Genomic DNA, 16,775 nt, shown 5'->3' on the forward strand with positions numbered 1-16,775 from the left:
TTTTTTTAACTGAACGGAGCGTAGGCTGTATGGCCGAGCCCGGACCGCGTCGCGAGCTCGCCGGGAAGATCGCTGGCGACGTGGTGCTGAGCGACGATCCCGGGGCGACGATCCGCAAATGGCGAACGGATTTCGACGTCTCCCAGACCGCGCTCGCCGACCAGCTCGACGTCTCGGCGTCGGTGGTCTCGGACTACGAGAGCGGCCGGCGACAGAGTCCGGGGATCAACATCGTTCGTCGGCTCATCGAGGCGCTGCTCGACATCGACGAGGCCCGCGGCGGCGAGCATCTCCGCCAGTACGCCCGCGTGCTCTCGGCGGGGTTCGAGGGCGACATCGTCCGCGATCTCCGGGAGTATCCCACTGCAGTCGGACTGGAACGGTTCTACCGCACGATCGGCGCGACCGAAGTCGTCGCGGGCACCCACGACACCGTCGCGGGCCACACCGTGATCGACTCGATCGAGGCGATCACGCGACTCTCCTCCGAGGAGTTCTACCGGCTCTACGGCCAGAGCACGAACCGTGCGCTGGTGTTCACCGGCGTCACGCGGGGCGAGTCGCCGCTGGTCGCGCTTCGGGTCGTGACCCCGACCCCGAACGCGGTCGTGCTCCACGGGCTCGGCGAGGACGATCTCTGGGAACACGCGCCCGCGCTCGCCCGCGCCGACGGCTTCTCGCTTGCGGTGTGTGACGGCGACCTCGACGGGATGCTTGACACCCTCGCGGAGTTTCCGTAACTATCGGGAGTAGCGGAACTGTGTTGATCCCTTATATAATATATTGATGGGTTGTCGGAGTTGATATGTGAGATAAATATAACCCTCCTGCATACCGCTCGTGTTCATTGGGGCTCCGATATGCAAAATCTGGAAAGTAATTCTCGCCGCACACTGTGGTGAATCGATCCGGAACGGTATCTGTTTGAGGATTGGTAGGGTGAACCCGATCTCAGGAACCATCCATCTCCGTAGCTGAATTGATCTCGATACCCGCATCTCTGAACACTGGAAGGATGCGTTTCAATGGTTCTTCATCAGCTAACCACGGTGCTGACAAGGAAACGTTGCGAGCCTTTCGCTCCCCACCTTTCTCATACGCGATAGCAAGAGTCGGCCGACGAATTCTCCCGCTCTTTTGGTAAACAACCATCTCCACTGATTCTCGTGGGATAGTTTTCTCCGTGGTGATGTGTGGCCTGAAGACGTTATTGATCACAAACCCGATCCCAAACCAAAGTGCTAGTCCCACCGCACCCAGAACTATCCCTGGTCGTATGATCGGGTCATTGAAGATAACACCTAGCCCGCCAATGACGACGGCGACTATCCAGGCCCCCGTGATGATTTTGCTCTGCTGATAGCACCGTTTCACCGCTTTCCGGAACGATTTGTCGATATGTATGGATTCATCCGTAATCACGAGGTGTCCACCGGCAACTGGTAATCGTTCCATTATCGGACATACCGACCGGCAGTTGAAAAACCTACCAGAAGGCGAAATCAAACAATAGACAGGCGATACCAAGGTGACGATAGCAGTAGTTTCGACACCGTCACGGACAGTTCACCCAGCTATTTCTGCCGACAGTGAGAACGAAGGACGATCGATGCCCACCGAGAAAACGAAGATGCTGGACGGCGAGCCCTACGACGCGAGCGATCCCGAACTCGTGGCCGAACGCGAGCACGCACGAACACTCACCCGACAGTACAACGCAACCGACGAGACCGACCACGAACGGCGAAACGAGCTCCTCGACGAACTCCTCGGCTCTGTGGGCGAGGACTGCCACGTGGAACCACCCTTTCGGTGTGATTACGGCGACAACATCCACGTCGGCGAGAACTTCTACGCGAACGTCGACTGCGTGGTGCTCGACGTCTGTCGCGTCGATATCGGCCGCAACTGCCTGCTCGGACCGGGCGTTCACGTCTACACCGCGACCCACCCGATCGACGCCGCCGAGCGAGCCGAGGGACTAGAATCCGGCGAGCCGGTCACGATCGGCGACGACGTCTGGATCGGCGGACGCGCGGTGATCGATCCCGGCGTCACGGTCGGCGACGGTGCGGTGGTCGGTTCCGGTGCAGTCGTCACCGAGGACGTTCCCGCCGGTGTTGTGGTCAAAGGGAACCCAGCGGAAATCGTGACAGAAATCGACTGACCCGGCGGCAGTTCGACGTCTGGCCGTTCGTCGGCGCGAGACAGGATCGCTACTCGACGTAGCGGTAGGTTCGCTCGTTCATCGGCCCCTGGCCGTCGCGGACGAACTCGCCGCTGGGTGTCGTGAGCGCGTCGAACTCGTCGTCCTTCGCGTGGTTGTGGGCGTCGTGGATCTCCTCGTACTCCTCGAAGGAGATGTCGCGGCGCGCTTCGAGCTGGTCATCGATCGAGAGTGCGGCGAGCTCTGTCTCCCACTCCTCCTGGACGGTCTCGGTGTGGATCTCGGCCTGCGCGCCGCTGCCGTACGATCCCACGAGAAGGCGCTCGCCTGTGGCGTCGATCCCGTCCTCGCGGGCGCGACGGAGCGCGCTCAGGCGGGCGACGTGGACCGAGCCAGTGTACCAGTTGCCGACGTGGCGCGCGATGTCGAGCGTCGGCTCGATGGCGTTGTCGTACCACTCGCCGTACTGCTCGGTTTCCTTGAGCGCGTCCATGTACTCGCGGACGGCGTCGCGGTAGCCCGATTCGTCGTCGAACTCGTCGGGAAGGGGCTGGCGGCCGATCGCGGGTTCGAGGTCGTCCTCGATCGCGGTGCCGCGGGTCATGTGGCGGTAGCCGAGCAGCGCGGCCTTCCGGACCATCCCCGGGAACGGGGTGTGGAAGGGGACGTACCGGAACTCCTCGGAGTAGACCCGGCCCGCGACCGACTCGTAGTCCTCCAGGGCCTCGCGCATCCGTGCGAGGTAGACCTGTACCGAGCGCTTGCCGTCGACGCTGGGGAACTGCTGGTTCGGCTTGAGGAAATCGGTCTCGTCGGCGCTGCCGAACCCCTGCTCCTGGCTGAGCGCAACGAGATCCGGGTCTTCGCTGATGAGCATGGCGACCGCACCCGCACCCTGGGTCGCCTCGCCGGCGTCGCCGCGAGCGTAGAGCGCGGTGTCGGTGGCGATCACTAGCGCCGCCCGACCCCGGTTCCGACCGGCGCGGATCCAGTTGTAGGCGTCGTCGAGGCTCTGGGTACCCGAGATGCACGCGAACTTCCGCTCGCCCTTGTTGGCGTGGTGGAAATCGCCCTCGTACACCGCTTCGAGACAGCCCGCGATATAGGTCGAAACGGGTTTGGAGTTGTCGAACGCGCTTTCGGTGGCGACGTCGATCCGGCCGATGTCGTCGGGTTCGAGCCCCTTTCGCTCCATCAGCCGGTGGGCGGCGTTCGCGCCCATCGTGACGATGTCCTCGTGGACGTCGGGGAACGAGCTCGCGTGGAGCCCGAGGCCTTTGGTGTACTTTCCGGGGTCTTCGTCCATCGCTGGCGCGAACGTCTCCGCGAGGTCGAGCCGGAGCTTGCCCGCGTGGATCTCCATTGCGTCGATACCGACGGTCATGTCCCCCGACTGGGAGGGGTGTCTATATGGATTTGTCGACTCTAGAATCGACGATCGTCGACAATCGGGAGATAAACCGACCGAAATCGGCTCGGCCGTCGTGGTTCACCGCTCTGCCTCTTCTTGTAGATGTCTGTCGAACCAGACGTCGAGCATACTGACCAGCACTGCGGCGAAGCCGGTCTCGGCGCTCCAGATCGCGGCCTCGTGACCCTCTAGGTCCGGACCGCCGTGGACGCTGAGCAAGAGCGTGTCCGCGTCCACGACGAGGACGCGCCCGCTGCGCTGGTCTTCGGGCGCGTCGGGCGCTGCCCGCACCGTCACGTCCGCGGTGTCGACGAACCGTTCGCGAACTACCTCGTTCGCGCTCACCGCCGTCACGTCGACGCCGCGATCGGCCGCCGCGCCCAGCGCGTCGAGAACGCCGTCGTCGAGCATCGAGGGAGCACGGATGCCGTGCACCACGCGATCATCGGCTCCCGCGACGAGCTGTTTCACTCGATCGGCGATGGTGTCTCGACCGCGCACCGTCCAGATGTCTTCTTGGGTTTCGGCCTCGGCGGTGCGCTCGCTCCGTGCGGTCTCGATGTACTCGAACGCCCGCTCCTCCTCGCGTTCGAGGCGCTCTCTGAGTCGAGTGCGTGCCTCCTCGATCCCGACCGCGCGGTACTGGATCGGGTTCGATTGCTGGATGTCGATGAGACCGCGTCCGGCGAGGTCCTCGGCCGCTCCGTAGACCTGCGAGCGCGGCACCTCGGTGAGCTGGGCCACGTCCCGAACGGTTCCAGAGTCGACTCGCTGGAGCGCGATGAACACCTGGGCCTCGTAGTTCGAGAGGCCGAGGCGTTGGAGCGCCGCAACCGCGTCGTCGTGGTCGGTCACGCGAACCGCCCCCAGACCACGATCACCGATGGCGTGACCAGGATCGAAGCGACGTACGCGAAGAAGATGGTCAGCGCGAGCACCAGCCCGAACTGGCCGAGGATCGGTGTGATCGCCAGCGCGAGCACCCCGATCCCGGTCGTGGTGGTGAGCATGCTTCCCGTGAGCGCGCCGCCGGTCCCGCGAACGGTCTCTTCGAGCGCGGGAAGGACTTCCTCGTCGTACTCGTGGTACTCGTCGGCGAAGCGGTGGACGAAGTGTGCGGAGTAGTCGATCCCGAGCCCGATCGCGATCGAGAGGATCGTCGCGGTCAGCGCGTTGAGCGGGATCCCGAACAGCCGCATCGATCCCGCGAGCAGCGCGACCGAGACGAGGATCGGTGCGAGATTGACGAGGCCGAGCGACGGTCGGCCCTCGATGACGTAGTAGATGAGCACCAGGAAGATCGCCGTGACGACGAACGCCGCGATGAGGCTCTGGATCGCCGACGTGAGGATCGTCCCGGAGACTGCCTCAGTCACGATGGTTTGACCGGTCGCGGTTGCGGTAAAGCGGTACCGATCCGCGAGGTCGCGTGCGTCGTTCGCGATCTCGTCATTAGCGGCGTCCGACTCGGTCGAGTAGACCACCTGTGTGCTCCGGTAGTCCTCGGTGATGTACTGGAGCGCCTGCGCTCGATAGGGGGAGTCGAGCAGCGCGTCGTAGATCGTGCCGAGGTTGTCGTCGGGTACGCCGTCGTCGTCGACGTCGTTCCGTTCGACCAGCTGTGCGAACTCGGGTGACTGCTCTGCGTACGTGTCGATCACGCCGATGATGCTCTCGGCGTCGGCCTCACGACCGCTTGCCACGATCGCGTCGGGCGGGTCCTGATTCGCGCGTTGGATCGCTTCCAAACTGTGGTCCTCGCGTAACGGCCCCTCGGCATACACCGTCACCGAACTCCCTTGGGTAGTGCTGAACCGGTCTTCGAGGAAGTTCGTCGTGTCGGTCACGGTGTACTCGCCGGGCGCGAACGGCTCGGGCAGCCCCTCGACGTAGTCGGGAATCTCCTCCGGCGGGAGGAAGTCGTCCTGGGAGAAGGAGGTGTCGACGCCGGTGGCGTAGAAGCCCGAGGCCACCGAGACGAGCAGCGTCACGACCAGTAGGGCGTAGGGCGCGCGCTTTGCGGCCCCGACACCGACCAGCAGCGCACGTCCCAGCAGCGACCCCTCCGACCCGAGCGGCGAGAGACCGAACTCCGGGATGCCGTACTTCGCCCGGAGCTGATCGGCCCACACCTTCGCCGCCGGCAGGAAGATCCCGAATATCAGGAACGTGAACACGATCCCGACCGCGGCGATCAGTCCGAACTGACGGATCGGCTGGAGATCGCTGATGCCGTTCGCGGCGAACCCCACCACGGTGGTGCCGGTGACGATGAAGAAGGCCACCAGCAGCTGATCGGTCGCGGTCCGCATCGACTGCTTGACGTCGATCCCCTGGACCCGTTCCTCGCGATACCGGTTGATCGCGTGGATGCCGAAGTCGATCCCGACTGCGAGGAGGAGTGGCGGCACCGCGATGAGCATCTGGGAGAACGGCAGCCCGGCGAGGCCGGTGAACCCGAACGTCCAGATGATCGCCATCACGAGCGAGAGCACCCCCAGTAAGAGATCGATCGGGTCGCGGTAGGCGAACACCAGGAAGACCAGAATCAGCAGGGCGGCCGCGGGGACCACGATGATCAGCGAGTCGAAGATGATGCTGGTGAACTCGTCGGCGACGAGTCCGCTGCCGAACACCCGGATGTCGCTGTCGACGCTCCCGACGACGTCCTGCGAGCGCGTCTGGATCGGCGTCAGTGGGCTCTCGCCGCCAGTGCCCGCTGCCGACGACGAGACGCCGCCGAGAACGTCGTGCTGGACGGTCCCGATGGTTGCAGAGGCCGACGCCGACTTTCGGTTGAAGTCGTTGCTCACGAGGCCGGTGAAGCCGGGCCCTTCGGCCGCAGTCCGGATCGCGGCCTCGATCTCTCCGGTGGTCGCGCCCTCGATCGCGTCGATCTGTGCGCTCGGCGTCGTGGCCCGCGGGTCGATGGTCTGGGCGACGACGCTCGCGGCGCTCGACGACCCTACTACCCGCAGTTCCTCGTGCTCGGTGAGGCGCTGTTGGGATTCGAGCATCGCCAACAGCTCGTCTTTGGCGAGTACGTTCGATCCCGATTGGATGAGCTGTGTGCTGCCGTTGCTCTCCTCGAACGTCGCCGAGAACTCCTGGTCGATATCGTCGAGCGCGGCCTGTGCGGGGCTGTCCTGGGTGAACTGGCTGGTGCCGGCGTCGGTCGAGATATTGGCGAGTCCGGCCCCGAAGACGACCGTGAGGAGCACGAACGCGATGATCACCGTGCGCGGTCGCTCGGTGATCCACTCGTCGATCCGGTCGATGTAGCGCTGGTAGTCCACCATCAGTCCCGGCTCACCGCCGTGACCAGACCCAGCCGACCCCGAGCACGACGAGCAGCGCAACGAGGCCGACCGTCAGCCCGAGCGAGGAGAGGATCCCACCGCCTTCCGACGCGGTGGTCTCGACCGGCACCTCGTAGGTGTCTGAGAGCGTGGACTCGCCGTCCGCCGTATCGTACTGGAAGTCGACCGACAGCGGGTACTGACCCTCGCTCGCGTCGCCGCCCGCGCTCACGTCGAAGGCGATCTGTTTCGTCTCGCCCGGACCGAGCCGCGAGATGTACGCCTCGTCACTCCCGAGCGAGAGCGGGGCGTCGACGAACGCCTTGGCGTTGGCGTTCCGGACCACGCTATCGCGGTTGTTGGTCACGTTGAGCGTCACCGTCTCCGAGGAGCCCGCACCGACGCTCGCGTTCGCGGGCTCGATCGTGAACTCGTCGCGCTGTGGCTCGATCGGAACCTGCGTGTCGAGCGTGCCGCTTCGGCGTGGATCGCCGTTCCGATTGTCGTACTCCACGACGAACGAGAACTGGCGCTGGCCCGCCTCGGCGCTGTCCGTTACCTCGACCGGGAACGAGACGTTCGCCGTCTCGCCGGCCGGCAGATTGCCGATCGCGAACTCGGTCTCCTGAGCGTTCAGGTTCTGTCCCTGGGTCGCGAGTTGTACGACCGCGTTCTGCACGTCCTGTGGCCCCTCGTTCGTGATCTGTGCGGTGACGTTGCCCTCGTCACCCACCCGGAGCGTGCTACTGGCGTTGTCGAGATCGAACGCCTGTTCGGGCTGTGGCGTGACGCCGATCGTGAACGGCCCGCCGCGGGCCGCGTCGCCGTCACCGTCGGTGTACGACACCGACGACTGGAACGGGTAGCTCTGCACGTCGGTCGTGTTGCTCGCGGTGGCGTTGAACGTGATCGTCCGCTGTGCGCCCGCCGGCCAGTCGCCGACGAACTGGGTCGCGTTCGCGGTCCGGCCGAAGGTGATGTCGCCGGTGAGCGACTGGAGCGAGACGGTCGCCTCGGAGGCGTTCGCACCCGTGTTTTCGAGCGTCACCGAGATCGGCCCCTCGTCGCCGACCTGCACACTCGAACTCGTCTCGACCACGCTGAAGTCGTCGGTGGATTCGCCGGGCGTGACGCCGAACGCCAGCGGGCCGGCCCGTCCCTGATCCCCGTCGCTATCGTCGTACGTTATCGAGGTCTGGAGCGGATAGGTCGCGCCGGTCGCACCCTCGGCGGCGCGCACGTCGTACTCGAAGGTCCGGGTGTCGCCCGTGTCCCAGTCCTCGACGTACCGAGTGGCGTTCGCCGACTGGCCGAACAGGATGCCACCGGAGAGTGACTGCGTCGAAACCGTGGCGTCGGTGACGTTCCCGCCGGTGTTGGTGAGTGTGACCGAGAGTGTTCCCTCCTCACCCGCTTCTACTGCGGGCTCGACCGATTCGATCTCGAAGTCGTCGCTCTCCTCGTCGATCTCGACTCGTGCGTTGAGGGTCGCACTCTGCATCGGGTTGCCGTCCTCGTCGTAGTACTGCACCGTGAGCGGGAGCTGGCGCAGTCCCGGTTCGGCTTCGCTGTCGACGATGACGGGGAGTTCGAACCCTTCGGACTCGTCGGGATCGAGGTTCCCGAGCACGACCTGGGTCTGTCGGGGAATCACGTCGCGGCTGGCGTTCGGGCCGACCGTGAGCACCGCGTCGGTTGCGGTCTCGGGACCATCGTTCGTGATCGTGCCCGCGATCGTACCGCTGTCGCCGACCGAGAGATCACCGTCGACGCTGCCGAGCGAGAACGACTGCTCGCCCGCGGGCGTGACGCCGAACGTCAGTGGTGCGGACTGGGCCGCGTTGCCGTCGTCGTCCTCGTAGGAGACCGTCGTCCGCACCGGGTACTCCGCCGTATCGGCCGACGGCGTGGCCTGCATCGTCACCTCGATGGTTCTGGTCTCGCCCTCGTCCCACTCGCCGACGAATCGACTGGTGGTCGGCGACTGGCCGAACAGGAGGTCGCCACTCGGCGACTGGAAGTCGACGACTGCATCGGTCGCGTCCTCGCCGGTGTTTTCGATGGTGACCGCAACGGTGCCGCTGCCGCCGACCGCCACGCTGTCGTCGACGCCGGTGACGTCGAATTCGGCGTCGGGCGAGGCGGTCTGCGCGCCGCCGCTACCGCCCTGTGCGCCGGCCGTCTGTGCGCCACTGCCCGCCTGCGCACCTGCTCCAGCCTGTCCACCGGCTTGCGATCCGCCCGCTTGGCCGCCGGCTCCGGCCGGTGCTGCACCACTCGGCGCTCCGCCGGCTTGTGCACCGCCAGCCTGTGCGCCACCGGCCGGCGCTGCACCACTTGGCGCGCTACCTGACTGCGCGCCGCCCGCTTGTGATCCGCCCGCCTGTGCGCTACCGGCTTGTGCGCCACCGGAACGTCCCGCGCCCGCTTGGGCCCCGCTGGCTCCTTGGCTGCCGGCCGTCGATGCCGTTCGAGCGGATGCGCTGTCCGTTCCGCCGGCCGCCCCTCCGGTGCGCTGGCTCTGGGCTCCCGCCGCCTCGGTCGACTGTGATCCCGATTGTCCGGAGGATTGAGTAGCTTCGCCATCGCCTCCCGACTGATCGCCAGCCGCTGTCGTCGTGGTTGTTTCCGTCGTTGTTTCGGACTGTGTCGTGGATTCTGTAGTCGTCGTCTCGGTCGCTGTCGTCGTCGTGGTTGCCGTCTCCGTGGCCGCCGATTCTTCCTCCGTCGTTGTGGTTTCGGAGGCCGTCGTGGTTTCGCTCGTTCCGTTGGAACTGTTGCCACTCTCGTTTTCCGACTCCGACGAGTTGTCCGTCGACGAGTTCATGATAGCGTCCATGTCGACCGACCCGTTGTCCTCGGCCGGGTGCTCGGTGGTCGACGACGCCTCTGGCGTCGCGTTGGTCTCGTTGTTCGAAGTGGGCGCGTCGTTGCTGACGACGCCAGCGACGCTCCCCTGGATCACGAGCAATCCGACGAGGAGGGTGAACACTGTCGAGCGATTCATCGGAGTCTCCATTGCTGGACGGTGGGAGACGCGGTATTTACTGGCATCTGTGGTCTGGTGAGGTCGAAATCGCGTATCGGCTGATCCCTGCGGCAGGCTTGTACTACTTTGCTACTAACAGGGTGGAGTGATAACGACTTCGGTGTCGGAAGGCCCTCGACCACACCGCTGCCGTTCGAGGAGGGGGTGTACGCTTTTGTCGACGCGCGATCGATGGAGTGCATGGCGCTGTACGACCGGCTCGGCGACCTCGACGTGACGATCGACGACTGGGACCTCGATCGACGGGTGCGCGACACGTCGAGCGGGTTCGAGCGGGTGACGACGGTGCTTTCGCTCCACGGCGACGGCGAGGTCGGCCGTGGCGAGGACGTCATCTACGAAACCGACGAGCACGACGCGCTGATCGAGACGGCTCCCGATCTCGTGCCGACCGGGACGATGACCCACCGCGAGTTCGCCGCCCGGATCGACGAGACCGACCTCTTCTTCGGCCGCGATCTCGACCGCGACGCGTTCCGTGACTACCGCCGCTGGGGGTTCGAGAGCGCGGCGCTCGATCTCGCGCTCAGGCAGGCCGATACGGATCTCGCCACCGCGCTCGATCGGGAGTACGAGCCGGTCGGGTTCGTCGCGAGCACCCGCCTCGGCGACCCGCCGACGTTCGATCGAATCGACGATTTTCTCGACCGCAATCCCGATCTCGGGTTCAAACTCGACCCGACCTCGGAGTGGTCCGCGGACCTGATCGACCGCCTCGCCGACACCGGCCGGGTCCGCGTGCTCGATCTGAAGGGCCAGTACCGCGGGACGAGCGTGGATCAGTCGGCTGACCCCGACCTCTACGAGCGGGTGATCGAGGGGTTCCCGGAAGCGACGATCGAGGACCCTGCGCTCACCGAGGACACCCGTCCGCTGTTCGACGGACACGAAGACCGTGTTTCGTGGGACGCCCCGATCCACGGCGTCGAGAGCGTCGAATCCCTCCCGTGGGAGCCGAGCGTGCTCAACATCAAGCCCTCGCGGTTCGGCTCGGTCGCATCGCTGCTCGACACCATCGAACACTGTCGCGAACACGAGATCACGTGCTACGGCGGTGGCCAGTTCGAACTCGATGTCGGCCGCGAGCATCTCCACGCGCTCGCGTCGGTGTTTTACCCCGACAGCTCCAACGACGTCGCGCCGCGGGCGTACAACGATCCCGATCTCGCGGACGAACTGCCGACGAGCCCGCTCGCCCCACCGGCCGAACCGTCCGGACTCGGGTGGCGCTGACCGCTATCCGATCGCGGCGACAGCCGGCCGAACGGTTATGCCCGGGCCCGTTCACACGGCGCGCATGGTGAACATCGCGGTGACCGGCGCGGCCGGCAACGTCGGCCGGACGATCCTCGATGCGTTTCCGAATCACGAGGTGACGCCGCTGACCTACGAAGCGGAGGACGACATCGACGGCATCGTCTGTGACGTGACCGACCGCGAGGCGTTCGCCGACGCCCTCGCGGGCCAGGACGTGCTGATCCACCTCGCGGGAAATCCCTCGCCGTACGCCGACTGGGACGAACTCCACGAACCGAACATCGAGGGGACCTACAACGCCTACGAGGCGGCGCTCGCGAACGATCTCGATCGCGTGGTCTACGCTAGCTCGAATCATGCGGTCAACATGGACGACGTCGACGAGCCTGACGAACCCGAAACGATGACCGCCGACGCGCCGACGATCCATCCCGATACCCCGCCACGACCCGACTCGTACTACGGCGTCACGAAAGTCGCCGCGGAGGCACTCGGCAACTACTACGCCGACCGCCACGGACTCGAGGTGGTCAACGTCCGCATCGGCTGGCTCATGACCGCGGCGGAACTCGCCGACACCCAGACCGATCCCGACGCCACGCCGCCCGAAGACGCCGCCCGGTTCGCCCGGGCGATGTGGCTCAGCCCGCGCGACTGCCGGGACGTTCTTCGCCGAGCGGCCACAACCGACCTGCCCGAGACGCCCCTCACTGTCCACGCCGTCTCGCGGAACGACGACCGATATCTCTCGCTGACGCACACCCAGCGGGTGCTCGGCTACCGGCCACGCGACAACGCGACCGAGGCGCTGGACCGCTGACGCACGGCCGCTCGCCACCCCGGCCACACTCGACCGGTCGCCACCCGGCCGCGGTTCGGCCGGGTCGCGGTTCGAGCTACTCAGCCGATGATCGTGACCGGGATCGAGACGCTACGCGCAACGGTTTCAGCGACGCTCCCGAGGAGGAGTCGTTTCGGCCCCGAGCGGCCGTGACTCCCGATGACGACGTGATCGACGTCGTGTTCGGCGACGTACTCGGCGATCGTCTCGCCCGGTGTGCCGTCCGCGGTGGTCGTCGACACCGTCGCCCCGTGCTCTTCGGCCAGTTCGGTCGCTGCCTTCCGCACGTCCTCGCTCTCCTCACGCGCTTCCTCGTACCACCGCTTGCCGAGACCGCTGCCCGTGGAGTTGTACCCCCACTCCGCCGGATTCAGCACGTGAATCGCCGTGGTCGCCGCGTCGGGATAATCGGTGAGCGCGTACTCCAGTGCGCGCTGTGACCGCTCCGATCCGTCGAACGGCACCAACACCTGCTTTGCCATGTGGTGACATACGAAGAGGAACGGCAAGAAGGTGCTGCCGGCAAGGGGAGTCCGTTGCACGAGCGTCCCGGCCCCACACGGCTGTCGGGACGCTGCCCGCAGCCAACGACAAAAGTATATAGAGTTATGACCGCATCGATCTATCCTATCGCATGAACAAGCTCGACGAAGTCGACGCCGGGGCGCTGCGTCGCACGCTCGACGAGGTCACGGACGCGAAGGCGGCGAAGCGGCTGATGGTGGCGCTGGCGTACAAGCAGGGGACCCGCGTCGACACGCTGGCCGAGTGGTATGCCATCCCACGCTCGACGCTGTACTCGTGGCTCGATCGCTTCGAGACCCGCCCGATCGACGAGGCGATTCGGGACGAACACCGACCCGGACGGCCCCCGAAGCTCGCCGCTGGCCAGCGTGCGGATCTCGAACGAACGCTTCGGCGTGCACCCGGCGCGTTCGGGTTCGCGGAGCCGTCGTGGACGCCCGATCTCTTGCGCCGGTACGTCGCACAACGATTCGGAGTCGCGTACTCGCTCGGCCACTCGCGTCGACTGCTCCGTGAGATCCGCGAGGAGGGGTGAGACCGTCGATCGAAGCCCGGCTAGTCGCGCCGACGAGTCGCACGATCGTTCGTCGTATTCTTGGGTCGCTCGACTGCTCGTCGCCTCTCTCGTGGAACTCGTCCAACTACTTCGGTAGCCGCGACCGAGCAGTTTTCGTCGCGGAGTCCGTCGCGGTGGTGTCCTGTGTGTCGGCGTCGGGTTTATGCGCCACCGCCGTTGATACCGTTGTATGAGCGATCAGGAGCCGAGCAGCGAGACGCTCGGACGACGGGCTGGCGAGGAAATCGGGCAGCATCTCGGTGGCCTCGCGGGACGAGCCGTTGGCGAACTGCTCACGACCGGACTCGCCGGCGTCGGCGTACCGACCGGCTCCACCGGCGGCGCTGCGGCCGACACGACGACCGGCGATCGGGACGACACCACCCAACAGGACGTGGACGAGGAGAGCGAGACGACCGAAGAGCGTACCGAGAGCGATGAGAACGACGAAAGCGACACGGGGTCGGGACGCCCCGCCTCGCGTGCAGACCTCGAAGCGATGTCCTATCGGGAACTCCAGCAGCTCGCGAAGGACGTCGACGTGACCGCGAATCTCGCGCGCGAGGAGATGGAAGACCGACTCGTCGAAACCCTGGACCTCGACGAGTAAGCGCTATTCGAGCGTTTCGTCGTTGGTGTCTCCACGTCGGTACCGCCGGAGCCGGCGGTATCCTCTCACGTTGCCGTCGGCGTCGAGGTCGATTTCGTACCGCCCGAGGATGTCCTGGGTGTCCGGGATCGAGTTCCGTTCGATCACTTCCACCGTGGAGTACCAGCCGTCGTCGTCGGCCCGGACTTCGGTGATCCCGTCGAGCGGGCGGCCGATCAGGTCAGCGGCCACACTTCGGACTTGGTTACGGATGTCGATGATGCCGAGTCCGTTCCCGTTCGATCCGTCGTCGACCGACTCGTCGCCGTCACCATCTCCGCCGCCGTCACGGTCGTTTCCATCGTCCGCGACGCTGTCGAGGCGCTCGTCGATCGCCTCGGTGGCTCCGGTGCGGTCCTCACCGTCGGTTTCTTCCTCACGGATCTCCCGAAGTGTCTCCGGGTCGTCGATCTCGTCGAGCTGGGCTTCGAGTTCGTCGATGGTGTGATCGCTGGGGTCGAGGTCGGCCATTGCTATCTGTGTCTCGGGGGTTGGTAATCAATCCCGGCCCAGCACCGGCCGGCAGCACGGATCTCGATCCGAGGTGGTGCGGGAGAGGGATGAGCGGTCAGTTTGGAAGCTGGTGGTCGGCGAGCGTTACTGCTCGGCCTCTTGTTCTTGCTCTTCGCCCGTCTCCTCGATTCGGACTTCGGGTTCGTCGGGTTCGGGCTGGACCATCGGGGACGTGCCGAGCTCGAGGTTCTTCAAGTCATCGAGCTCGCCGGACTGGCTCGCCATTTCGAGCTTTGATATCTCCTTGCTGTAGTGGAGGAAGGTGTCCACCGACGCGACGACCACCCGTGCCTCGACGGTCAGGATCTCGATTCCGACGACCGACACCCGTGCCCAGATGTCGATGACGATCCCCTTATCGAGGATGCGGTCGACCACTTCTGCGAGGCTCGCCGTACTCGGTCGTTCACTTGCCATGCTTCGACTCTTCGCCGACTTCCCATATGGGTGTTGGGGCTGCAACTGCCGCTGTCTTCTGTTCTAGCGACGAACTGCCTTCCAGTGCAGGCAGCCATCTTTTAACGACTGGCGAACCAATCGCTTTGTACGGACGAACCCGTCCAGCTACCTCATGGCGAGCACACACCTCTACACGTACGGGATCACCGACGATGGCGTCGAGTTCGAGACCGAAGGCGTCGGCGACGCGACCCGCGTGTACACGGTCGAGCACGGCAGCCTCGCGGCGATCGTGAGCGACAGCGAGACGATGGAGCCGGATCGAAGCGACGAGAACCTCCGGGCGCACGACGACGTGCTCCAGGAGCTCCTGTACCGTGACGGCGGCCGGACGGTCGTGCCGATGCAGTTCGGAATGGTGTTCAAGAACGCCCGTGCGCTGAAAGGCGTCCTGCGCGGCGGTCGACGGGCGTTCCGGAAGGCGCTGAACGACGTCGAGGGCCACGTCGAGCTGGGACTCAAGATCCTCGCCGACGAGGGCGCGACGGTCGACCGTGAGGCGATCATCGCAGCGGTCCAAGAACGGCTCGATCCGGTGAGCGACGGCGAGGCCGAAAACGGACTGTTCAGCGACCGACTCGTACTCAATCGGTCGTATCTCGTCGATCGCGACGACCGGGCGGCGTTCGACGAGGCCGTCGACGCGATCATCGACGAGTACGGCGAGACCTTTACTGTCCAGTACACCGGCCCGTGGGCACCGTACAGCTTCGTTGACATCGAGATCGGGGCCAAACGGTGAGATGTTCGTCGTCGACGACCTCCTCGTGCGGCCGTTCGTCTCGCTGCTCAACGTCGTCCACGCGATGGCGATCGAGGAGCTGTACGACACCGAGGCGATCCGCGACGACATCAAGGAGAACCGGCTGCTGTTCGAGATCGGCGAGCGCTCCCGCGAGGAGTACGAGGAGCGCCGAACTCGGCTCGAACGACAGCTCGATGTGGCCGAACAGGCGCGAGAGAACCTCCAGGGGAAAGTCGAGATCAAACGATGAGTGACAAACCCACGATCCGCGGACTGATCGGCAACGCACTCCGTGATGCGCTCGAAGCGGCCGCTGACGCGGACGATGACGGGCGCGCGAGCCGAACCGGCAGCGTCACTGACGGTCGCCGTCGCGCGGAGTACGGCATTACGGTCGGGACTCTCCGGCCCGGCGAGGTACCGAGCGACGCCGACGGTTCGAGTCGGGCGGCCGCCCTCGAAACGACCGACACCGAGTACGCCACGAGCGTTCGGCGCGTCGAGGACGACCTCGTCGTCACGGCCGACCTCCCTGACGTCGATCCCACGACGCTCGCTGCCGGTGTCGACGAAAAATCCGGGACGCTCTCGATCGCCGCCGACGACCGACTGCTCACGCGGGTGGAACTGCCCGACGGCGAGTTCGTCGTCGATGGTGCGTCGTTCAACAACGCAGTTCTCGAAGTGTTCCTCCACCCTACCGAGGATACCAGGCAATGACAAACAACAATCCCGATCTCACGCCCGACCGATCGACGAACGAACACACCGATGTCTCGGGTGACACGCTGCCGACGGAAGCGCAGATCGTGTTAACCGACGGCGGTGAGAACGAATCCGGAAACGATGGGGCTGAGGACGGCGAAAACGGGGATGGAACGAGCCTCCTCTATCTCGATCTGAGCGGCCTGTTCGTCGACCTGCTCGGTGTCGAGATCGAACTGAACAGGGTCGAGCTGGATCTCTCGGCCGTCCCGGGATCGGGGAACCTCCTCGGCAATCTGCTGTCGGGGGTCGTGGGCCTGCTCGACGACGTGGCGGGGGCGCTCGGTGGGCTCGTTCCCGACGGTGAGATCAGTTCCGGCGACCTGCTGCCGGAGATCGAGATCCCATCGACGTCCGACGTACTGTTCGGGGCGATCAACGTCGTCCTCGATGCAGTCCTCGACGCACTCGGCGACGACGAAGCAGCCGCGGACGGCGATAGTGGAACTGGCGGGGACGAAAACGATGGGGAGAACGAAAGCGATGAAGATGTCGAGGGGAACGAAGACGACGAAGACGACACCGAGGACGACTGACAG

At 65.4% G+C, this 16,775-nt stretch carries 18 protein-coding genes; 10 read left to right on the forward strand and 8 right to left on the reverse strand.

Annotated features, from left to right (window positions below; all coding sequences use genetic code 11):
* Window positions 1-29 precede the first annotated feature (29 nt).
* Entirely contained in the window at window positions 30-740 is a 711-nt protein-coding gene (locus C450_RS12305) for a helix-turn-helix domain-containing protein (RefSeq protein WP_005043815.1), read from the forward strand.
* A 211-nt stretch (window positions 741-951) separates the two neighbouring features.
* Here the strand turns inward: C450_RS12305 and C450_RS12310 are convergent, their stop codons facing one another.
* Complete coding sequence (locus C450_RS12310) at window positions 952-1,455, reverse strand: hypothetical protein (protein WP_005043819.1); 504 nt, start codon at window positions 1,453-1,455, stop codon at window positions 952-954.
* Window positions 1,456-1,609: 154 nt separating this feature from the next.
* On the opposite strand from C450_RS12310, the gene C450_RS12315 reads away from it, so the two are divergent.
* Window positions 1,610-2,167, forward strand: coding sequence for a sugar O-acetyltransferase (locus tag C450_RS12315; RefSeq protein WP_005043821.1), 558 nt, complete (start codon window positions 1,610-1,612; stop codon window positions 2,165-2,167).
* Between the two features lie 49 nt (window positions 2,168-2,216).
* On the opposite strand, the gene hmgB is transcribed toward C450_RS12315, so the two are convergent.
* From hmgB to C450_RS12335, 4 genes are all read right to left on the reverse strand, one after another.
* The gene (gene hmgB / locus C450_RS12320) at window positions 2,217-3,551 is read right to left on the reverse strand and encodes a hydroxymethylglutaryl-CoA synthase (RefSeq protein ID WP_005043822.1); all 1,335 of its coding nucleotides are present in this window, start codon (window positions 3,549-3,551) and stop codon (window positions 2,217-2,219) included.
* A 105-nt stretch (window positions 3,552-3,656) separates the two neighbouring features.
* Window positions 3,657-4,433 carry a TrmB family transcriptional regulator gene (locus tag C450_RS12325; RefSeq protein WP_005043827.1) on the reverse strand — a complete coding sequence of 259 codons (777 nt, stop codon included), beginning with the start codon at window positions 4,431-4,433 and terminating at the stop codon, window positions 3,657-3,659.
* Entirely contained in the window at window positions 4,430-6,877 is a 2,448-nt protein-coding gene (locus C450_RS12330) for an efflux RND transporter permease subunit (protein WP_005043830.1), read from the reverse strand. The genes C450_RS12325 and C450_RS12330 overlap by 4 nt, the downstream gene beginning before the upstream one ends.
* Before the next feature lie 10 nt (window positions 6,878-6,887).
* Window positions 6,888-9,896, reverse strand: a complete 3,009-nt coding sequence (locus C450_RS12335) for a COG1361 S-layer family protein (RefSeq protein ID WP_005043831.1) — start codon at window positions 9,894-9,896, stop codon at window positions 6,888-6,890.
* Between the two features lie 210 nt (window positions 9,897-10,106).
* On the opposite strand from C450_RS12335, the gene C450_RS12340 reads away from it, so the two are divergent.
* Together C450_RS12340 and C450_RS12345 are read left to right on the forward strand one after the other, a co-directional pair.
* Window positions 10,107-11,159, forward strand: coding sequence for a hypothetical protein (locus C450_RS12340; RefSeq protein WP_005043833.1), 1,053 nt, complete (start codon window positions 10,107-10,109; stop codon window positions 11,157-11,159).
* 64 nt (window positions 11,160-11,223) lie between these two features.
* On the forward strand, window positions 11,224-12,003 hold the full coding sequence (locus C450_RS12345) for an NAD-dependent epimerase/dehydratase family protein (RefSeq protein ID WP_049910189.1): 780 nt from the start codon (window positions 11,224-11,226) through the stop codon (window positions 12,001-12,003).
* Window positions 12,004-12,083: 80 nt separating this feature from the next.
* Here C450_RS12345 and C450_RS12350 read toward each other — a convergent pair whose 3' ends face one another.
* Entirely contained in the window at window positions 12,084-12,506 is a 423-nt protein-coding gene (locus C450_RS12350; RefSeq protein ID WP_005043839.1) for a universal stress protein, read from the reverse strand.
* Between the two features lie 152 nt (window positions 12,507-12,658).
* On the opposite strand from C450_RS12350, the gene C450_RS12355 reads away from it, so the two are divergent.
* Window positions 12,659-13,084: a helix-turn-helix domain-containing protein gene (locus tag C450_RS12355; RefSeq protein WP_005043842.1), complete on the forward strand. Its 426-nt coding sequence runs from the start codon at window positions 12,659-12,661 to the stop codon at window positions 13,082-13,084.
* Window positions 13,085-13,295: 211 nt separating this feature from the next.
* Window positions 13,296-13,715 (forward strand): hypothetical protein, encoded by a 420-nt coding sequence (locus tag C450_RS12360; protein ID WP_005043844.1) that lies wholly within the window; start codon window positions 13,296-13,298, stop codon window positions 13,713-13,715.
* A gap of 3 nt (window positions 13,716-13,718) precedes the next feature.
* Here C450_RS12360 and gvpO read toward each other — a convergent pair whose 3' ends face one another.
* Window positions 13,719-14,225: a gas vesicle protein GvpO gene (gene gvpO / locus C450_RS23230; protein WP_005043846.1), complete on the reverse strand. Its 507-nt coding sequence runs from the start codon at window positions 14,223-14,225 to the stop codon at window positions 13,719-13,721.
* Window positions 14,226-14,351: 126 nt separating this feature from the next.
* Window positions 14,352-14,684: a gas vesicle protein GvpA gene (gvpA, locus tag C450_RS12370; protein WP_005043849.1), complete on the reverse strand. Its 333-nt coding sequence runs from the start codon at window positions 14,682-14,684 to the stop codon at window positions 14,352-14,354.
* A 154-nt stretch (window positions 14,685-14,838) separates the two neighbouring features.
* On the opposite strand from gvpA, the gene C450_RS12375 reads away from it, so the two are divergent.
* From C450_RS12375 to C450_RS12390, 4 genes are read left to right on the forward strand one after another with little or no spacing between them, the layout of a single operon-like run.
* Complete coding sequence (locus tag C450_RS12375) at window positions 14,839-15,468, forward strand: GvpL/GvpF family gas vesicle protein (protein ID WP_005043851.1); 630 nt, start codon at window positions 14,839-14,841, stop codon at window positions 15,466-15,468.
* A gap of 1 nt (window position 15,469) precedes the next feature.
* Window positions 15,470-15,721 (forward strand): gas vesicle protein GvpG, encoded by a 252-nt coding sequence (gene gvpG, locus C450_RS12380; protein WP_005043852.1) that lies wholly within the window; start codon window positions 15,470-15,472, stop codon window positions 15,719-15,721.
* On the forward strand, window positions 15,718-16,191 hold the full coding sequence (gene gvpH / locus C450_RS12385; protein WP_005043854.1) for a gas vesicle protein GvpH: 474 nt from the start codon (window positions 15,718-15,720) through the stop codon (window positions 16,189-16,191). The genes gvpG and gvpH overlap by 4 nt, the downstream gene beginning before the upstream one ends.
* On the forward strand, window positions 16,188-16,772 hold the full coding sequence (locus tag C450_RS12390; protein ID WP_005043855.1) for a hypothetical protein: 585 nt from the start codon (window positions 16,188-16,190) through the stop codon (window positions 16,770-16,772). Before gvpH ends, C450_RS12390 begins: the two co-directional genes overlap by 4 nt.
* The last annotated feature ends 3 nt before the right edge of the window (window positions 16,773-16,775 follow it).

The organism is Halococcus salifodinae DSM 8989 (genome assembly GCF_000336935.1).
Taxonomy (GTDB): Archaea; Halobacteriota; Halobacteria; order Halobacteriales; family Halococcaceae; genus Halococcus; species Halococcus salifodinae.